The organism is Psychrobacter glaciei (assembly GCF_014652895.1).
Lineage (GTDB): Bacteria > Pseudomonadota > Gammaproteobacteria > Pseudomonadales > Moraxellaceae > Psychrobacter > Psychrobacter glaciei.
Map to the genome: position 1 here is coordinate 792,712 of NZ_BMZR01000001.1, position 17,542 is coordinate 810,253.

Sequence of the window (17,542 nt, forward strand, 5' to 3'; positions counted from 1 at the left end):
TAAAAACAAGGATTCTAAAAACTAAGAAACTGAATAGAATGAGTACAACATTAGGTAGGGTAGTCTACCCCAAAAGCGCAGCTACAAAAAGTAAAGCCAGTAAGTCAGCGCTCAATATATTATTTTCATCGCTGATTTACTGGCCAAACCCTATTATATTTTACACCAAATACCGTTATTTTTATTGAGCACAAGGCAAAGCTAGGGCTACTTAAGTATTTATCAACTCATTCATTTAGCTTCAAAGTTTAGTAGAATGCTTTAACTTTGTCAGTTGATAATGGTTCTTTTATTGGCATCGGAAGTTGATTTTATACTCATAATCATCATCGCGTGACAAATTGGGTGAGCCAGTGCCAAAGATAGAACCAATAACCGCACTCGCTTGTCCGACCATACGACCCGTGCGCTCATCTAAAATACCATTATAAGCAACTTTGTCATCAACGATAATCACTTGTTTGCTGCGACAAGTGTTTTTGGCACTATCAAGCGCATTTTGCTGAGCTTTTACTTTGCTATCCGCTATCCCAGTAGTCTCGTAAATAGAGTTGGCACGTTGAATGACTGGTGAGGAAGGCGTGCTCTGGCAGGCACTTAAGATAAGAGCCGTCGCCAAAGTAGCAGTGATGGTGGCAGTTTTATTAACAGTATTCATAAATTATTCCTCTTTCCTGTAAATTAATCATAAAAACTAAAGACAAGTAGGGCAAGTATTTTGTTTATTAAAAGACAGACTAAATCTAACCTATTGCAGTTTGGGGTGTCTAGGCAGTTATTGTGTTCGGTATTGCGCTTGTATTACATGCTGCTGTTGCAGCCAAGAAAATTATCCTAATTTTACTAGTGCGTGTCATCATTTAGATTTTAAGACCACTAAATGTATCCATGTGCTAATTGATGACACGCCCTAAGTGTTCCAAGCTATTATTTATGATAAAACCATGTGCACCTGCCACAAACCTGAGGCGTACACAGCAAATCACTTGAAATAAAAATCATATCTAGGATAATTGAGGTATTCATTTTTAATTATTAAGTAATTTTATGCCATTAATTCCTGCTCCTGCTGGCGTGCTAGAAGTTGACGCGCTATGGCAACAAGACAATCCTAACGATCCGAATACCGACACGGTGGCGCTGCTTTGTCATCCCAACCCGCTGTTTGATGGCACGATGAACAATAAAGTCGTCACTACAATGTACCGCTTTGCGCGTGATAACGGTATGCACGTGGTCCGTTTTAACTTTCGCGGTGTCGGTCAGTCGACTGGCGAGCATGATTATGCGGAAGGTGAGGTGGTGGATGCAATGACCGTGCTACAATGGATTGCAGAACAAACCAATGCGCGCAAGCTATGGCTTGGCGGCTTTTCTTTCGGTGGTTACGTGATTGCGCGTGCGGCTGAGCAGGTGCTCGAAGCCCCTCATGTTTGGGGGTTAAGTGATTTTGAGATTACTAAAATTGCTCTTATCGCTCCGTCTGTTGAAAAAAACGACAGCGAAGATTTAAGCTTGCCAGCTGACAGAACCTTTGAGATATATGGCAATGCTGATGAAGTGATTGATCCTGATAATATGCAGAAATTTGCAGAACGCTTAGGTCTAGCAGTCAGTGTCGTGGACGGCGCTGGACATTTTTTTCACGGTCGCTTATCTGAGTTAAAAAAACTGTTGCAACAGCATAGTTTTGATGAGCATTGAAGATCAAGTAACCTCATAAGTTTCACCACCTGAGGTAGTATCAATCCGTAGGGACAGCACTCTTTTATGCCGCTTCCTTGTTGAAAATAGGCGCTTAGAAATATTGCCTTGCTATCTCTAATGTCGAATCGCCTGAAAAATAGTCAGTGTCATGATCGAAGGATCGAACACGCCCTAATATTTACCTTTTTAAATGATGAGTCGTATTATGAGTTTATCTCCATTGCAACGTTACGAGCAAGCCGTCAGTACCGATGAGTTTACTCGAGATGAGCAGCAATATCAGGCCATGAGCTATCTTGATGAGCTACATCACCAGCTCACCAGTCGCGTGGAACAAAAAAAAGGCATTTTTAGTTTTTTAAAATCTAAGCCGACTGCCCCAAAAGGTCTGTATATGTGGGGCGGTGTTGGACGTGGTAAGACATGGATGATGGACATGTTTTATGATTCTTTGACGATTGATCGCAAGATGCGCCTTCATTTCCATCATTTTATGCAGCGCGTTCATCGTGAACTAAACGCCATACAAGGCGAAAGTAATCCACTAGAGAAAGTGGCTGACATCATTTATAAAGAAGCAGTCATTATCTGCTTTGATGAGTTCTTTGTCTCTAACGTCTCTGATGCGATGATTTTGGGCGATCTCTTTACCATGCTATTCAATCGTGGTATTACATTGGTCGCTACCTCAAATATTGAGCCAGCAGGACTCTATAAAGACGGTTTACACCGCGATCGCTTTATGCCCGCGATCGCTGAAGTTGAGCACCATACCGCCGTGATGAATATTGACTCCGGTATCGACTATCGTTTGCGCGTGTTGCAGCAAGCAGAGCTGTATGAATCGCCCATGACCAAAGCCAACCACCATTGGTTGGCCAACCGTTTTGCGAGTTTATCTAATAATCAAAAAATCAGTAATGAGCCTATTACTATTAATGGTCGTCAAATTAAGATTAATGCTCGCACTGAAGATGTTTTATTTTGCGACTTCCGTCATTTATGTATGGAGCCACGTTCGGCTGCTGATTTTATTGAACTCGCGAAACAATTTAGTACGGTCTTAGTCGATTCAGTACCATCACTGGACGATGATCTGCGTGATCCGACGCGGCGTTTTGTTTATTTGGTCGATGAGTTTTACGATCGCCGCGTAAAATTACTGATTCGAGCAGAGCAATCCATTCTTGAGCTGTATCAAGGCGAAAAACTGGCGTTTGAGATTGAACGGACGCGTTCGCGCTTGCTTGAGATGCAATCAGAAGATTATTTAAAAATGGAGCACCGTGTCGAAAATGCAGATGCGGCTTGATGGTATGATCGCTATTTAAAGTGAGAGGGTAAAGGCTGCTTGGTTTTTCGTTTACGGTTTTACGATTGTCTAATCATATTTATAACGGGATAATCTGCTGACATAAACAGTAGCAGTCAATATCAATAATAAATAAGGGTGAATAATGAATAAGTCTGACGAAACTAATTCTACAAAAGACAATCAAGTAAAGAAAAATGAAAAAATATCGATTAAAGCACTAACGACTGAGAGTACGCCATTTACTAGCGACGAGCTCATTCACTGGATCAATTCAAGACGTAGCGTGGGTAACTTAGATCTTCCTGCACCAACGCGCGCTCAGATTGAAGAAGCGATTGGGTGTGCCGCGACCGCGCCTGACCACAAAAAACTGCGTCCATGGCGTTTTATCGTGACTGCGGGCGATGCTCGTCATGATTTAGGGCGTGCCCTCGTCGAAGCAGCAAAAGCAAAGGCGACAGAAGAGGGCGAGGTGCTCTCTGAGAAAACAGTGCAAAAAACGCAGACGATGCCGCTGCGTGCACCAGTTGTGATTACCGTGGTTACTCAGATGCAAGAACACAAAAAAGTACCGTATTTCGAGCAAATGTTAAGTGCAGGCGCTGCGGTTCAAAATCTTATTCTGGCTTTAAAAGCGCAAGGCTTTAGCACAGTATGGCGCACAGGCTTACTGTGTAACGAACCTGCTATAAAAGCATATTTCGGCGTAAGTGCAGATGATTATGTCACGGCTTTTGTTTATACTGGCACCAGCCCTAAAGACGAACCCACACGCAAAGCTATTGATATCGAGCCGCTGGTCCGCTTTGAGCCATAAACATACTTGAGTGCTACCGAGCTAAGATTGGTTACTTATTAAACATAACTGGTCTCAGTAGCTGTCCACTAAAGATATTATTAATAATAAGTCAGTCAATACGGATACATGCATATGACAAGCGCTAATGACAGCAATACCAATGCCAACAAAGATACCAATGAAAATAGTAGCAATGAGAGTAATAAAGCAGCTGACAAACAAAACAGTCTGTTATCGGGTATCATTGGACGAGCTAGTAAATCTGGTATTGGCCGTAAGAAGCTAGATCCTAGTGCGGTAGAGTCTGCGGTGGCAAAAAACATGGCAGAGATTCATAGTAATCCTACCAAGCTGCGTTTGGCATTTTTGGGCGGTGGTAGTTTTGGTACAGCGATGGCGAACCTAGCCGCGCGTAATGGTTGTGATACCACGCTGTGGGTTCGTAACAAGCGTACCGTCAAGGCGATGCAAAAAACGCAGATGAACAAGAAATACCTGCCCGGTCACAAGCTTGATGATCGCTTGAAGTACAGTCATGATTTAGCGTCAGCAGTCAAAGATACCGATATTATTTTTATTGCAGTACCAGGCTTGGCCTTTCGTGAAACGCTGAAAAACATCGGGCCCTTTATCAGTGGGCAGTCTATTGTGTCGCTAACGAAAGGGATGGAAAAAGACACTTTTGCCATGATGAGTGATATTATCAAAGAGGTGTTGCCTGAAGTGAATTTTGGCGTTATGTCAGGGCCCAATCTTGCTATAGAAATTATGAAAAATATGCCGTCTGCGACAGTGATTGCGAGTGAGTCTGAACCACTACGTCATGCTGTACAAGCAGCACTGCATAGTGCCTTCTTTAGAGTGTTCGCCAGCGATGATATTCGCGGTGTTGAGCTGGGCGGTGCGCTCAAAAACATCTATGCTATTGCAATGGGTATGGCTGCTGCCTACGAAGTGGGTGAGAACACCAAAGCCATGATATTAACTCGCGCGCTGGCCGAGATGAGTCGTTTTGGTGTCGAAGCCGGTGCCAATCCACTGACGTTTTTAGGGCTATCAGGTGTTGGTGATTTATACGCAACCTGTAGCTCAGAATTAAGCCGTAACTACCGCATCGGTAATATGCTTGGTCGTGGTATGAGTATCGATGCCGCCGTCAAAAAGCTGGGTCAGACTGCTGAAGGCGTTAATACTATTCAGCAAGTCCACGAAAAAGCGACCAAAGACGGTATTTATATGCCGATTACCCATGCGCTTTATGCGGTTATTTATGAAGATAAAGCCGCATTAGGTGTGGCGCTTCATTTGATGGAAGCGGGATTTCGTAGTGACGTCGAGTTCGTGATGGCTCATGACCATAGCAATGCTGCCCTTACTGCGCAAATGAAAGCTGCCAATAGTACCTCTAAAAACGAGAGTAGCGATAAAGACAGCGACTCTAAGTAAAATGATTGCTGAAAATGTGTAAGGTCAGGCAGTGGCAAAGCAGGTTATAAAAAGGCAAGCTATAGACAAGGAAAGTTATGAAAATTATACTAGTGCGTCACGGTCAAGCAGAAGACGAAACGCGTCCAGATAGCGCTCGTCAGCTGACCAATTTTGGACAGCAGCAAGCCGCGCAAACCGCAGAACATATCACGACCAATTATAAGCCCGATCGTTTTATCGTGAGTCCTTATGATAGGGCGCAGCAAACGTTAGCAGAGCTGCAAGCGCGTGCGCCTACAATACCAGCGACAGTACAAGATAATATTACGCCTTCTGACGATGCCCATAGTGCGTTGACCGATATAGCAAAGATTGAGGCGCAGTGTCTCGTGGTGGTGTGTCATATGTCTATCGTCGCCAATCTTGCCGGCTTATTAACGGGTGATTATCCGGAGTCGTTTTCTTTGGCAGAAGCACGAGTATTTGAGATGGATTTCATCATGTCTGGAATGGCAACTGAGGTCGATCGTTTTGTACCTGAGCAACCGTATTGACATCACTCTTCAGTCGACTATTTGGTATTAGGGCGTGTCCTCAATTCAAGCGATTGTATCTAAATGGGCTAAAAATGGCTAAATTTTGCCAAATATCGTCAAATAGCTGATTAATATCTCGATATTATTTGCGCTATTTTCCTCATTTGACTGCAATTTATCTCATTTTTATGACCATTTTTAAAATGAGAACACGCCCTAGTGATATTATTCATCATGACCCTGTTTAAAAATATTAAGATGTTTTAAACATAAACATGGTCATGGGCGCTTACAGAACGTATAAGTTTGTTATTTTACGGCTTTGATAATTAAGGACACACTTGGTGTTACATGTTTGGTTAAGAGCGCAGCACAGTCCGCTAGCTGTCTGGCATGAAGACGTACAACAATGGCAGTCAGTTGCTGGCTGGCAACAGTTGCAGGACATTTATAGCAGCTATAAATCCAATAGCCATAAAACAGTATGTTTGTACTTTCCGTCAAGCCACGTATTACAAGTGGATACCGAGCTTAATGGTGCTCAGCTGAAGCAATTGGGTAATACCGGTAAGCAGTATCTATTTGAAGAGACGTCCTTGACCCCTGTTGAGCAATTGGCAATACGGCAAACCAGCCTTGCTGATAGCCAGTATTTATATGCGCTCGCGCAGGGTGATATTGAGGCATGGCAGCAAAGTGCCAAACTTGTCGGTATGAGTATCGCGGCATTACTGCCTGATTTTTTATTATTATCAGTGCCAGAAGAAGGCGCGGGGCAGCAAATCACTCTATATCAAGATGACCAGACGATGCTGCTACGCCAATCATTATATCAAGGGATGGCGGTCAGCTATTTACCGTTGATTTTTGAGCGCTTTCCGCAGTTGAGTGAAGTGACTGTGGTGCCAAGCATTGAAGCTTTTGATAATATCAATTTTTCAGACCTTGATGCTACAAAATCTGATCCTAGTATCGATTTGCAAAACCCAGTAACGACCACCGATTTTTCAGCACAAACAGCCGCGCTTATCGCAGATCATCAGCTGCTATTGACTATGTTAACCAGTACGCCAAAGCCGATTGATAGCCCTGAACGTCACGCCCTTAATTTCTTTATCAAATCAACCGATTCGCAATTATCGCCTTACCTACGTGTGGCAATGATGGTAGCGCTGTCAGCCCTAGTGCTGCAAATAGCGACAGATGGGGTGCAGTTTTATCAATATAATCAAGCGACGATGGCAACAAAAACAGCGATTACTAATCAATATCAGTCTTGGTTTCCCGATGAACGTCTAAACCCCCGCACCAATTTGACCACGCAAATGGCGCCAAAACTGGGTACCAACGGTCAAGCATCCCCACATATAGCCGTGCTATCACGCATATCACCACTGATTAAGCAATCCTCCTTAAAGGCACAGTCTTTGGTTATGCAACCATCCGCGCTCAGCTTTACTTTGATTGCACCTGACCGAGATAGCCTTGATAAATTTGCCAATACCCTGTTCACCCAAGGATTAACAGCCAAGTTAGAACGGGTAAATAGCAATGAGCAAGGGCAGTTTAGTGGGCAAATTACTGTGAGTATAAATGAAGAAGGTACTACGCCAGAAAGCGTTGGTGCAGATAAGGTAGCAGCATCTTAAGCTCGCTGAGAACTCCAACTTCTTATGACTGATATATTTTTGATGACAATAAGTATTATAGTAGTCACTTGATCGCAAACTATTGGCAATAAAGGTTAGAGAATGAAACGATTACAGCGCCGTGCCAAACGTAGCACCACCGCGCCTAAAGCAAGCGCCTTTTCAGAGCGGGTGAATAGCTATCAAAATGTCCTATCATCACGCTGGCAGGCATTGTCTCCACGCGATCAATTAGCATTGGCCATATTGTCTGCTTTTCTGCTGTTATTTGTGGGTGGCTACGGCGGTTATACGGTTCATCAAGCTGCAAGCGATAGCAAAAGTGAGTATCAAGAGCAAATTGCCGACTATTTTTGGCTGCGTGCGCAAGCGGGTAATATTGATAGTAATACGGTCAATACTGTAGATGGGGCAGCCGCTATGCCACCTGCCAGTACTGTCAGCGCGCTGTTAAATACTTCGGGTATTACAGATGCGCAAGTAGTCTCGGCTGGCGATGCAATTCAACTGAGCTTTACCAATGCCAGTCAGGCGGTTGTGAGTGCGGCACTCGGTAAACTTGAGCAGCAAGGTTGGCAATTTACTCAACTCTCGATGCAACAGGACGTGACCACCAAAGCCATTGAGGTACAAGCGACTGTCACTTCTTAGAATCATAGTCAATTCTATATAAGTCAGACTTCCTTTTATCCAAATTATATTGAACCGATGATACGCTTAGGATTTTCTGCATAAGAAAAGTCACAGCGTAAACCGTGTTTTATTAAAATTACTTTCACCCGCTGTTATTGCTTCATATTTTGAATTGAACTTCATTGAAAAACATCCTATCCGATACAATTAAAGTTTTAGGGCACACTTTAATGATGGGTATTTTCTATAAAGTATTTTCATAGGCTTAAAGAAATAAAAATCGGCGTCAACACGCCCTAAGACTAAGACGTCTGATTATAATATGACCTGTTAAGGATCAAGACACATGATAAACGATAATATAAGCGGCAACATGAGTGACAGTAAACGCCGTTCTTTGACCACTTATAATCACATCACCTATCTATTGTATGTGATCAGTTATTTCACGGCTGGTCTATTGTGGGTTGTGCCGATTATCATGAATTATGCTAAGCGCCACGATGCGGACGGCTCATGGCTCGCCACGCATTTTGATTGGCAAATCAAGACATTTTGGTACAGTATCGTCTGGTTTATCATAGGCATTCTTATCATCACGTTTGCTTTGGGTGGCTTTGGCGTCAGCATGCTTGCTGATAGCAGCAATATAGCCATCGGTTCATTTTTATTGGTCAGTGTTGGTTTTATTATTATGGGCCTTACCTTTATTTGGCACCTTTATCGTATTATACGAGGTTGGATTGCCTTAACAGATGGGCGACCTGTGCCATAATATGGGCAATCTCATATCATTTTGATACGGTGTTTAGCAGCGCTTATTGACTTTTTGGAATAGAAATTTGCTGTATGAAACTTTGGTCTTATTTCTGTTAAGCTGATATAATCGCTGCGCTTAACCTCTTTCGTTTTTCTCATTCATCATTGCTTTTCGAGCAGGGTCTGTCGTTACTATGTCTTATGCCTTACTTCGCCCTTTTTTATTTAAGATGGATCCTGAACACGCCCATGAGATGACTTTATCTTTATTAGACAAAGCTCATAAAGCGCGTGCTTTAGGTTTGGTATATGGTCAGTCGATGCAGCCCACAGACTGTATGGGATTACAATTCGATAATCCAGTCGGTCTTGCTGCAGGGTTGGATAAAAACGGCGATTATATCGACGCACTGTCCGAGCTTGGCTTTGGCTTTATAGAAGTGGGTACGGTCACGCCAAAGCCGCAAATAGGCAATGATAAGCCACGACTATTTAGAATCAAGCAAGCCGATGCTATTATCAATCGTATGGGTTTTAACAATCAGGGCGTTGATTATCTGATTGAAAACGTCAAACGCTGCAAATACAAAGGTAATATCGGCATCAATATCGGTAAGAATGCCAGTACGCCAGTGGAACAAGCCGCTGATGATTACGTCTATTGCTTAGAGCGGGTTTATCCACACGCTTCCTATATTACCGTCAATATCTCATCGCCAAATACCAAAAACTTACGTGATTTGCAGAGTGGTGAGGCGTTGACTCAGCTACTTGATACGATTAAAAATCGTCATAATCAATTGGCAACAGAGTATGGCTTTTATGTGCCATTGGTCTTAAAAGTAGCCCCTGATTTAGAGCCACTACAAGTGGATTATATTGCACAGCAGTTGTTAGATTTTGAGATTGATGGTTTGATAGCTACTAACACCACATTGAGCCGTGTCGGTGTCGAAGACTTGCAAGATGGTGACCAAGCCGGTGGCTTATCTGGTCGTCCAGTGAGCCACATTAGCACCCAAATTTTACAACAATTCTCTGATCAGCTAGATGGTAAAGTAGCTTTGATTGGCGTGGGTGGTATTGATAGCGGTGCCAAAGCGGTTAAAAAAATTGAAGCAGGTGCCGATATGGTACAGCTTTATACTGGGCTGATTTATCGAGGTCCTGGGCTGGTACAGTCTTGCCTTCAAGCGATTGGTGGCTATTACGATGCCATGGAAGGTTAGACAACCACTAAAAATGAGGCGTTATATATGAGTGGTCTAGACATCGTGATTGCTATTGTGGTCTTGATTGGCTTATGGCGTGGCTTTCAGGTAGGCCTCATTAAGACGGCAGTAGGTCTGGTAGGCTGGTTTATTGCTCTCATCGCTGCTACACGCTTGGCAGGCTCAGTTGCTCCGCAGTTATCAGGTGTTGTACAAGCTCCTGTCTTACAAATGGCAATGGCCTTTTTAATCGTTGTGATTGTTATATTAGCGATTATGCATCTAGTGGCTTTTGTATTCTCAGGCGTGCTAAAAACCTTGCGTTTGGGCGTAGTGGACAAAATGGCAGGTGGTGTCCTTGGGGCAGCCAAAAATGTATTGATGGTGTTGGTTGTTCTTAGTGTTAGCGCACCATTATTGGTACAAATGCCGCAATGGCAAACCTCGGTGCTCGCGCCTGAACTACTACCTTATGCACCGATGGGCAAAGCTTTGGTCTCAGATGTGCTTGGTATGGCTTGGGATCAAGTCAACCAGTCTTAATGCTTAGAACTTGCCTTAGACTTATTATTCGTTCCTAAAGCCCGCATTTCTAACATGCCAAACTTACATATATTTTGATTTTACCAATTAAAATTCCAAAGACTGTCACTTTAAAGCTTGTGTTTTTAGAGCATTATTTTCTAAACAATGCGATGCCAAAAATCATGACTGAGTCTTTGTAATTCATCCTTGATAAAAAGTTATTTGACAGCATTTAGGGTTCATAAATTCCGATTTATGAATGATTGATGACTTTGCCGACTATACATCAGCAAGGAAGTTGTCATCAATATTTTAAGCTTAAGCAACATCATCAGGTCAGCGGCAAGGGTTAGATAGTTGTTTTTTATAAAACACTGTCAAGATTATGCCGTTATTGTTTTACTAATGTGTGGTTCAAAATAGGATATAACTATGTGTGGAGTCATTGGAGTTGCAGCTCATGAGCCAGTTAATCAGATTCTTTATGATGGCTTAACAATGCTACAGCATCGTGGGCAAGACGCGGCAGGTATCGTGACTTTGCAAGATGGTCGGCTTTATTTGCGTAAAGAAAACGGCATGGTACGTGACGTTTTTATGAATCGCCACATGATGAAGCTGGTTGGTAAGTTTGGTATCGGTCATGTGCGCTACCCGACGGCAGGCAGCTCAAGCAGTGCAGAAGCTCAGCCGTTTTATGTCAACTCACCCTATGGTATTACGCTGGCACATAATGGTAATTTAACCAATGCTGAAAGCTTGGCTAAAGCCTTGTACAAAGAAGACCGTCGTCATCTGAATACCGACTCAGACTCGGAAGTATTGTTAAATGTACTTGCGCATGAAATGCAGAATTTGGGCAAAACACATCCAACAGCTGATGATATTTTTGAAGCGGTAAAAGCGGTCTACAGCCGCTGCGAAGGCGCTTATGGTGTCGTTGCCTTGATTACTGGTCATGGCTTGCTTGCTTTCCGTGATCCAAATGGTATTCGTCCGCTCATCTTTGGTGAGCGTTTGGCAGCCAATGGCGGTACAGAATATATGGTTGCCTCAGAATCAGTTGCATTGACTGGCTCTGGTTTTACCATCATTCGTGATGTCAAACCCGGTGAAGCGATTTTTATTGATTTAGACCATCAGCTGCATACATATCAGTGTGTTGAGCAGCAAGAGTATACACCTTGTATCTTTGAATATGTTTATTTCGCTCGTCCAGATTCTATTATGGACAATATCTCAGTCTATAAATCGCGTCTGCGTATGGGTGAGAAGCTTGGTGATAAAATTCTTGCAGAATGGGGTGAAGATCACGACATCGATGTGGTCATTCCTATTCCGGATACTTCGCGTACCTCAGCGATGGAGCTGGCGCTTAAGATGAATATCAAGTACCGTGAAGGGTTTATGAAAAACCGTTATATCGGTCGTACCTTTATTATGCCAGGCCAGCAGCAACGCAAAAAATCAGTACGTCAAAAACTTAGCGCTGTACCGTTAGAATTTAAAGGTAAAAACGTTTTACTGGTCGATGATTCAATCGTTCGCGGCACTACTTGCCATGAAATCATCCAAATGGCGCGTGATGCAGGTGCACGTAAAGTATTCTTTGCCAGTGCAGCGCCACCCGTAAAATATCCAAACGTGTATGGCATCGATATGCCAGTGCGCAGCGAGCTTATTGCTTCAGGGCATAGCGTTGAAGAAGTGCGTAAAATCATTGGTGCTGATCGCTTGATTTTCCAAGACTTAGACGATTTGATCGAAGCGGTAAAAGACACCAAACACAGCAAAGTCGAAGGGTTTGACTGTGCGGTATTTAATGGTTGCTATATTACTGGGCAAATCAATGAAGCCTATCTTGAGCATCTGCAAGAGCAGCGCAGTGATACCGCTAAGACTGGCAAAAAAGGCGTACAAATAGTGGCTGATACACCCGTAGATATGATGGGTGTAGAAGAGCTTTAAGCCGCTACATACTTAAAATTCTGTATATAAAAAGGCTGGATTCTTGATAGAATCCAGCCTTTTTTGCGACTTAAAATAAGCGATATTCTTTGGAAAGCCGCTATTTATGGTAAGAGGTGGTATTGGGAAATATGTAGCGCTTTATTGGTAGGATTACCACATTAGGTCATCTGGAATCACATAGGCGGCATAAGGATCGTCATCCGCTAACGCATTGTCTGAGGTATCGTTAGACACCACCATAAAGCCTTCCAATTTTGTATCTATACGATCGGCTAAAGGGCGAGGAAGCAGGGCATAGCTTTCTTCCAAGCGTGCAATGACCACATGACCCGCCACGATTTGATCGTATAATTTTTGCGTGATAGAGATTTTTTTGACTTTAGCATGATCAACAAATTGATAATTGACCTCACCCTGTGTATCAGTGATTTGATGCTGTCTAATCATTTGGACGATATTGGCCTTTAGCATTTTCTCTTCTAAAAGCTGCTGTTTTTCTTGATTCAGCTTCTGATCCTTCTCTAGCTTTTTCGCTTGGGCTGCTGCCAACGCTTTTTTAGCTTCCACATTGGACACATCACCAGTGCGCTTGGCATGTTCAGATTGCTTACTTATCTTTTTGGCTTTTTTGCTATCAACCAATCCCGCTTTTAAAAGTTGAGCTTGTAGGGCATTCTTGGCCATAATTATATTACCTAGATGATAAAAATAAAAACTAAATAGTAGCAAATTTTTCGGCAGTGTGCCGTTAATTCATTGCAGACAGTAAAAGTGCGTATTGTTGTATGAAACATAATATAGTCGATACTAAATAAAATGGGTACACGACATTATGATGCGTGACTGGCACAAATTTTTCTTGCTTGCTGTGCCTACGCAGGCAGAAGCTGCAAAAAATTTATACCAGTCACGCTGTCTCTTTTTTATATTGACCTGACTATAAGTAGTTATTAGCGATTAAGTCAGTTGAGTAAATAGCCAAAGCAAACCATTAATCGCAGCAATGCCGACAACCATGCTGACCAATAATTGACGGCTCAAATGATAGACCAATAATACCAGAAGTAAAGCGCCGATTTGTGCCATTAGTAAATGCAGCTCTGCACTTTGCAGGCCAGTGCGCGCTGATAAATCTTGGTAAGAGAGGCTGGTCAAAACAAGCAGTACCATCACGGATAACGGCAAGCTTTCATTTAGGCGGTGTAACCATGGCGTATCCAGCAGATTTTTGGGTATCAAGGCGGGAAGGGCGCGAGTGATAAAAGTGACAGCAGCCATGGCAAAGGTAGCAAAAATTAGATAACTACTGGTCATGACTTCCTCCTGTTAGGCTGCGTTTGCTCCAAAACCCGCGTGCCAAAATCATTAGCATACAAATGCTAATCGCGACCAATAACAGCCAGTTGCTAGTAAATAAGGAGGCAACGGCTAAAGCAATTACGGCAATACCGATAGGGAAATAGCGCTTGATGCTCTGAAATTGCTCATAAGCCAAAATGACAAATAGACATACTAAGGCAAAATCCAAATGTGGTATTAAGTCACTGAGCGTGCTACCTATCATCACACCAAGCGTACTCGCTAGCACCCACCAGCTTTGATTAAACAAACTAATAGGTAGGATCAGGGCTTGTCTCGACTCATTGGGTAAACTGGTCATGACTGAAAAAGTCTCATCAGTCAGGGCAAATAAGCAGTATGTTTTGGCCAGTTTTTGTTTCGGTAAATACTGTAGCAATGGCATGCCATAAAATACGTGACGCAAGTTAATAGCAGCAATATTTGTCGCAATATTACCAATCGGTAGACCGGCACTTAGCATGGGCAAACAGGCATATTGCGCCGCGCCCGCATACAAAACAATACTGAGCATAATTGTTGCCCACACAGGGATGCCAGCAACTTGCGCCAGCACACCAAAGGCGATGCCCGCAGGCAGATAGCCCATCGCGACTGGCAGGCTCTTCTTAAAGCCTTCTGTCCAATTATAGTGAGCCGCTTGTTGATGATTTAGTTCATTTGAATGAGTAGTCACATGACATCCTGATTTTTCTGACTGTATTTTTATAATTGATGGTCGGTCTTTATTTGATAAGACTAAGAAAGTCCTATTTTTTAGGTAAATAAATCTTTAGATCATCCATGCTAAACATTGGGCTGTAATTTTTCATAGCTACCGGTTCGATATGCACGGTACAAAAATCCGCCAAGAATAATAAGTCTTAGCAGCAACAAACACCAGACGCTAAGCCAGATACCAGTCATATCCCACTGCTGATACAGTAGCCAACTCAGTGGGAAAAAGACCACTGCCAATATAAGGGCGGCGTTACGAATGACATTACCCGCCGTTAAGCCAAAGAATATGCCGTCTAACCAATAAGCGCCAACGCCGACCAGCGGTAATAGCACTGCATAAAGATGGTAGTCATAGGCAAGGGCAAAGACTGGTTCAATATTGGTCATAAGCTGCAAATAAGTTGGCATGGCAAGCCACCATAGGGCACTTAGCATGATGGCAAGCCCATAGCTGACTACGCCAGTACGTTTGACGATAATACGAAACCGTGGCCAATCACGTCGTCCTGCTGCTTGACCGCTCAAGGTCTCAGCGGATACTGCTACGCCATCAAGGGCGAAGGCTGAAATGCTTAATACTTGCAATAAAATAGCATTAGCAGCCAAAATTACATCACCACTTTGCGCAGATAGACGAGTGATCCAAGCAAAGCTTAACGTTAAAATCAACGTGCGGATAAAGATATCTTTATTAAGCGAAAATAGCCTAAGCATTTTTTCTTTCGCAAAATGCTTAGGATCAGCTGTAAACAGCGCCGTCCAAGATATCTGCAGATGTTGACGGCTCAACCATAAGGCCAGTAACACGCCAGACCAAAAGGCGATAGTAGTACCTAGCGCCACACCGACCAACCCCATTTGCAGTCCGTAGACAAAGAATAGAGTGAGAATAATATTAAGTAGGGCGATAAAGCCTTGTTGGTAGAGCATGTAACGTGTCTTACCTTGACCCGCAAACCAGCCGATAAATGCAAAATTCATTAGCTCAGCGATGACGCCCCAAAAACGTACGTCCAAATAAGTTTTGGCAGCAAGTCCACTGTTAGGGTTGGCAGATAAGGCTCTTAAGCCAAAATCAATCAACCATGGCTTTGCCAACAGTAATAGTGCGCCGATGATGAATGCTAACAATAAGGCACGTTGCAAAATAGACAGCAGTGGTGAAGCAATCAGACTTGACTGTTTTGTCGTCGTGTTTTCAGCACTGTCAGCATGGCTGACTGATTGTCCCAACGCTTGAGCTGATAGTCCAGATGAAGCGTACTGTAAGAAGTTAAAACTGACGAGTAACAAAGACAATAACTGTATGGCCAACCCCATACCAGCAAGCTTAGCAGTGTCATTCATATTACCGACAATGGCGGTATCAATCACGCTTTGTAGCGGCATCGCCAAGTTAGCCAACAATACCGGTAATGCGATGGCGATAATACGCGTATAACGAGTATCAATCGGCGGTATGGAGCGTGATGGCGTGACAGTTGGCATTGGTGGCTCGTTTATACTTAATGGCTATGGTTGTAGCAGTATATAAAGATAAAAGCACCCAACACTCATTAGTTATGAGTCAGGTGCTTTTATTTGTAGCTTACTTCCGTACAGTGAAAAACGGATTATAAGCTTGTTTGAATACTCTTTTGTTTAAAGGTTAACTTAACTAAGTTGCTTTAAATATTGTCTTGTTCAAACATTTTTGGGTCATTAAAAGTGACGATTTCTTCTTCAAATTCAGGCTTAACCTTGACCACGAAATCATCACGAGATAGCCCCATACGTAGTGGAATCGAGCTTGCGATATACGTTGACGAATAAGTACCAGCCAGCAAACCAATGAATAGCGCAACCGAGAACCAATAGAGACCATCACCGCCCAAGAATAGCATGGCTAAAACAACCAGTAATACAGTTGAGATAGTCATAATGGTACGACGTAACGTTTCTGTTAATGACAAATCAATCGTTTGACGCGGTGTAATACCACGGACGCGGCGGAAGTTTTCACGAATACGGTCATAGACAACAATCGTATCGTTCAAGGAATAACCAATCAAGGCTAAGATAGCTGCCAAAACAGTTAAGTCAAACGGAAAGCCAAATAGGGCAAAGACACCAATGGTTACGATAGCATCGTGGAAGAGTGACAGCACCGCACCCAAAGACAGCTTGAACTGGAAACGTAGCGCGACATAACCAAGCATACAGACCAAGGCTAAAACCAGTGACATAACAGAGTTTAAGTAGACTTCATTACCTACTTGGCTACCAATGATATTCACATTACTGATTTCAACCGTGTTATTAGGTAATGCTAACGCGGCACTAAGACTAGCATTGAGTCCGTCAATATTGTCAGACTGGGGTGGCAAACGTACCAGTAACTCTTGACGTGTGCCAAGATATTGTACGACAGCATCATCAAAGCCATTATCAGCCAAGGCTTTGACCACTTCTACTTGCTCAGCAGGCTGCTCATAACGTACATCTGCTGAAACACCACCGGTAAAGTCTAAACCTAGATTCAGACCGTTAACGGCAATCGCGATAATACTACCAATCACCATGAGTAACGATAAAATAGCCATCGGCTTTTCTATCTTCATAAAGGGAATGATACGTTGATTACCAACGGCTTTGATACCGCCTTCAGCTTGTGCAGCAGCGTCCTCAGCGGCATCACTCATCAATTGAGTCTGGTCGACAGGCGTACTTGTCTGTGTGGTCAATTCTTGAGCATTTTGACCGCCACGACGCGTTTTGCTTTTGTCTGACTTCACCGTCGTAGGATTGTTGGTTTTAGTATTACTACCTTTACCATCACGACGCGGTTTGTTACGGCGGCGCGTACTGTTACTGTTTGAATCGCCGTTTGAGCCATTTCGATCTGGATTATTTTGCTGTTCTAGAGGATTATTCTTATCGATCGCCATATG

The 17,542-nt window shown here is 43.1% G+C and carries 17 protein-coding genes; 11 read left to right on the top strand and 6 right to left on the bottom strand.

Annotated elements, in window-relative coordinates; all coding sequences use genetic code 11:
• Positions 1–289: 289 nt before the first annotated feature.
• Entirely contained in the window at positions 290–658 is a 369-nt protein-coding gene (locus IE130_RS03300) for a hypothetical protein (protein ID WP_189581619.1), read from the bottom strand.
• A 389-nt stretch (positions 659–1,047) separates the two neighbouring features.
• Here IE130_RS03300 and IE130_RS03305 point away from each other — a divergent pair, with 389 nt between their 5' ends.
• The 11 genes from IE130_RS03305 to purF all read left to right on the top strand — a co-directional run bounded on the left by IE130_RS03305 (position 1,048) and on the right by purF (position 12,530).
• Positions 1,048–1,704, top strand: a complete 657-nt coding sequence (locus tag IE130_RS03305; RefSeq protein ID WP_189581622.1) for an alpha/beta hydrolase — start codon at positions 1,048–1,050, stop codon at positions 1,702–1,704.
• Between the two features lie 208 nt (positions 1,705–1,912).
• Positions 1,913–3,019 carry a cell division protein ZapE gene (gene zapE, locus IE130_RS03310; protein ID WP_010198312.1) on the top strand — a complete coding sequence of 369 codons (1,107 nt, stop codon included), beginning with the start codon at positions 1,913–1,915 and terminating at the stop codon, positions 3,017–3,019.
• 145 nt (positions 3,020–3,164) lie between these two features.
• Entirely contained in the window at positions 3,165–3,839 is a 675-nt protein-coding gene (locus IE130_RS03315; RefSeq protein WP_189581625.1) for a nitroreductase family protein, read from the top strand.
• Positions 3,840–3,953: 114 nt separating this feature from the next.
• Positions 3,954–5,267 carry an NAD(P)H-dependent glycerol-3-phosphate dehydrogenase gene (locus IE130_RS03320; RefSeq protein ID WP_189581628.1) on the top strand — a complete coding sequence of 438 codons (1,314 nt, stop codon included), beginning with the start codon at positions 3,954–3,956 and terminating at the stop codon, positions 5,265–5,267.
• A gap of 77 nt (positions 5,268–5,344) precedes the next feature.
• Positions 5,345–5,803 (top strand): phosphohistidine phosphatase SixA, encoded by a 459-nt coding sequence (gene sixA, locus IE130_RS03325; RefSeq protein WP_189581631.1) that lies wholly within the window; start codon positions 5,345–5,347, stop codon positions 5,801–5,803.
• Between the two features lie 326 nt (positions 5,804–6,129).
• Entirely contained in the window at positions 6,130–7,434 is a 1,305-nt protein-coding gene (gene gspL, locus IE130_RS03330; protein WP_189581634.1) for a type II secretion system protein GspL, read from the top strand.
• A gap of 102 nt (positions 7,435–7,536) precedes the next feature.
• Positions 7,537–8,085 carry a type II secretion system protein M gene (locus IE130_RS03335; RefSeq protein WP_189581637.1) on the top strand — a complete coding sequence of 183 codons (549 nt, stop codon included), beginning with the start codon at positions 7,537–7,539 and terminating at the stop codon, positions 8,083–8,085.
• 328 nt (positions 8,086–8,413) lie between these two features.
• On the top strand, positions 8,414–8,842 hold the full coding sequence (locus IE130_RS03340; protein WP_189581640.1) for a DUF4870 family protein: 429 nt from the start codon (positions 8,414–8,416) through the stop codon (positions 8,840–8,842).
• Positions 8,843–9,020: 178 nt separating this feature from the next.
• A complete protein-coding gene (locus IE130_RS03345; protein ID WP_189581643.1) occupies positions 9,021–10,055 on the top strand; it encodes a quinone-dependent dihydroorotate dehydrogenase in 1,035 nt (344 codons plus the stop codon).
• Positions 10,056–10,082: 27 nt separating this feature from the next.
• Positions 10,083–10,580 (top strand): CvpA family protein, encoded by a 498-nt coding sequence (locus IE130_RS03350; RefSeq protein WP_010198340.1) that lies wholly within the window; start codon positions 10,083–10,085, stop codon positions 10,578–10,580.
• 414 nt (positions 10,581–10,994) lie between these two features.
• Entirely contained in the window at positions 10,995–12,530 is a 1,536-nt protein-coding gene (gene purF, locus IE130_RS03355; RefSeq protein WP_189581646.1) for an amidophosphoribosyltransferase, read from the top strand.
• 153 nt (positions 12,531–12,683) lie between these two features.
• On the opposite strand, the gene IE130_RS03360 is transcribed toward purF, so the two are convergent.
• The 5 genes from IE130_RS03360 to secF all read right to left on the bottom strand — a co-directional run bounded on the left by IE130_RS03360 (position 12,684) and on the right by secF (position 17,539).
• A complete protein-coding gene (locus IE130_RS03360; protein WP_189581649.1) occupies positions 12,684–13,217 on the bottom strand; it encodes a DUF2058 domain-containing protein in 534 nt (177 codons plus the stop codon).
• A gap of 273 nt (positions 13,218–13,490) precedes the next feature.
• Entirely contained in the window at positions 13,491–13,847 is a 357-nt protein-coding gene (locus tag IE130_RS03365; RefSeq protein WP_189581652.1) for an AzlD domain-containing protein, read from the bottom strand.
• Positions 13,837–14,568 carry an AzlC family ABC transporter permease gene (locus IE130_RS03370; RefSeq protein ID WP_189581655.1) on the bottom strand — a complete coding sequence of 244 codons (732 nt, stop codon included), beginning with the start codon at positions 14,566–14,568 and terminating at the stop codon, positions 13,837–13,839. Before IE130_RS03370 ends, IE130_RS03365 begins: the two co-directional genes overlap by 11 nt.
• 110 nt (positions 14,569–14,678) lie before the next feature.
• Positions 14,679–16,100, bottom strand: coding sequence for an MATE family efflux transporter (locus IE130_RS03375; protein WP_189581658.1), 1,422 nt, complete (start codon positions 16,098–16,100; stop codon positions 14,679–14,681).
• Between the two features lie 179 nt (positions 16,101–16,279).
• Complete coding sequence (secF, locus tag IE130_RS03380) at positions 16,280–17,539, bottom strand: protein translocase subunit SecF (RefSeq protein ID WP_189581660.1); 1,260 nt, start codon at positions 17,537–17,539, stop codon at positions 16,280–16,282.
• Between the last annotated feature and the right edge of the window lie 3 nt (positions 17,540–17,542).

Bases quoted from the DNA above. Each gene is read 5' to 3' on its own strand.
- IE130_RS03300 (WP_189581619.1), bottom strand. From the start codon at position 658: ATGAATACTGTTAATAAAACTGCCACCATCACTGCTACTTTGGCGACG.
- IE130_RS03335 (WP_189581637.1), top strand. From the start codon at position 7,537: ATGAAACGATTACAGCGCCGTGCCAAACGTAGCACCACCGCGCCTAAA.
- IE130_RS03360 (WP_189581649.1), bottom strand. From the start codon at position 13,217: ATGGCCAAGAATGCCCTACAAGCTCAACTTTTAAAAGCGGGATTGGTT.
- IE130_RS03345 (WP_189581643.1), top strand. From the start codon at position 9,021: ATGTCTTATGCCTTACTTCGCCCTTTTTTATTTAAGATGGATCCTGAA.
- IE130_RS03315 (WP_189581625.1), top strand. From the start codon at position 3,165: ATGAATAAGTCTGACGAAACTAATTCTACAAAAGACAATCAAGTAAAG.
- secF (WP_189581660.1), bottom strand. From the start codon at position 17,539: ATGGCGATCGATAAGAATAATCCTCTAGAACAGCAAAATAATCCAGAT.
- IE130_RS03340 (WP_189581640.1), top strand. From the start codon at position 8,414: ATGATAAACGATAATATAAGCGGCAACATGAGTGACAGTAAACGCCGT.
- purF (WP_189581646.1), top strand. From the start codon at position 10,995: ATGTGTGGAGTCATTGGAGTTGCAGCTCATGAGCCAGTTAATCAGATT.
- IE130_RS03350 (WP_010198340.1), top strand. From the start codon at position 10,083: ATGAGTGGTCTAGACATCGTGATTGCTATTGTGGTCTTGATTGGCTTA.
- IE130_RS03305 (WP_189581622.1), top strand. From the start codon at position 1,048: ATGCCATTAATTCCTGCTCCTGCTGGCGTGCTAGAAGTTGACGCGCTA.
- zapE (WP_010198312.1), top strand. From the start codon at position 1,913: ATGAGTTTATCTCCATTGCAACGTTACGAGCAAGCCGTCAGTACCGAT.
- IE130_RS03375 (WP_189581658.1), bottom strand. From the start codon at position 16,100: ATGCCAACTGTCACGCCATCACGCTCCATACCGCCGATTGATACTCGT.
- IE130_RS03320 (WP_189581628.1), top strand. From the start codon at position 3,954: ATGACAAGCGCTAATGACAGCAATACCAATGCCAACAAAGATACCAAT.
- sixA (WP_189581631.1), top strand. From the start codon at position 5,345: ATGAAAATTATACTAGTGCGTCACGGTCAAGCAGAAGACGAAACGCGT.
- IE130_RS03365 (WP_189581652.1), bottom strand. From the start codon at position 13,847: ATGACCAGTAGTTATCTAATTTTTGCTACCTTTGCCATGGCTGCTGTC.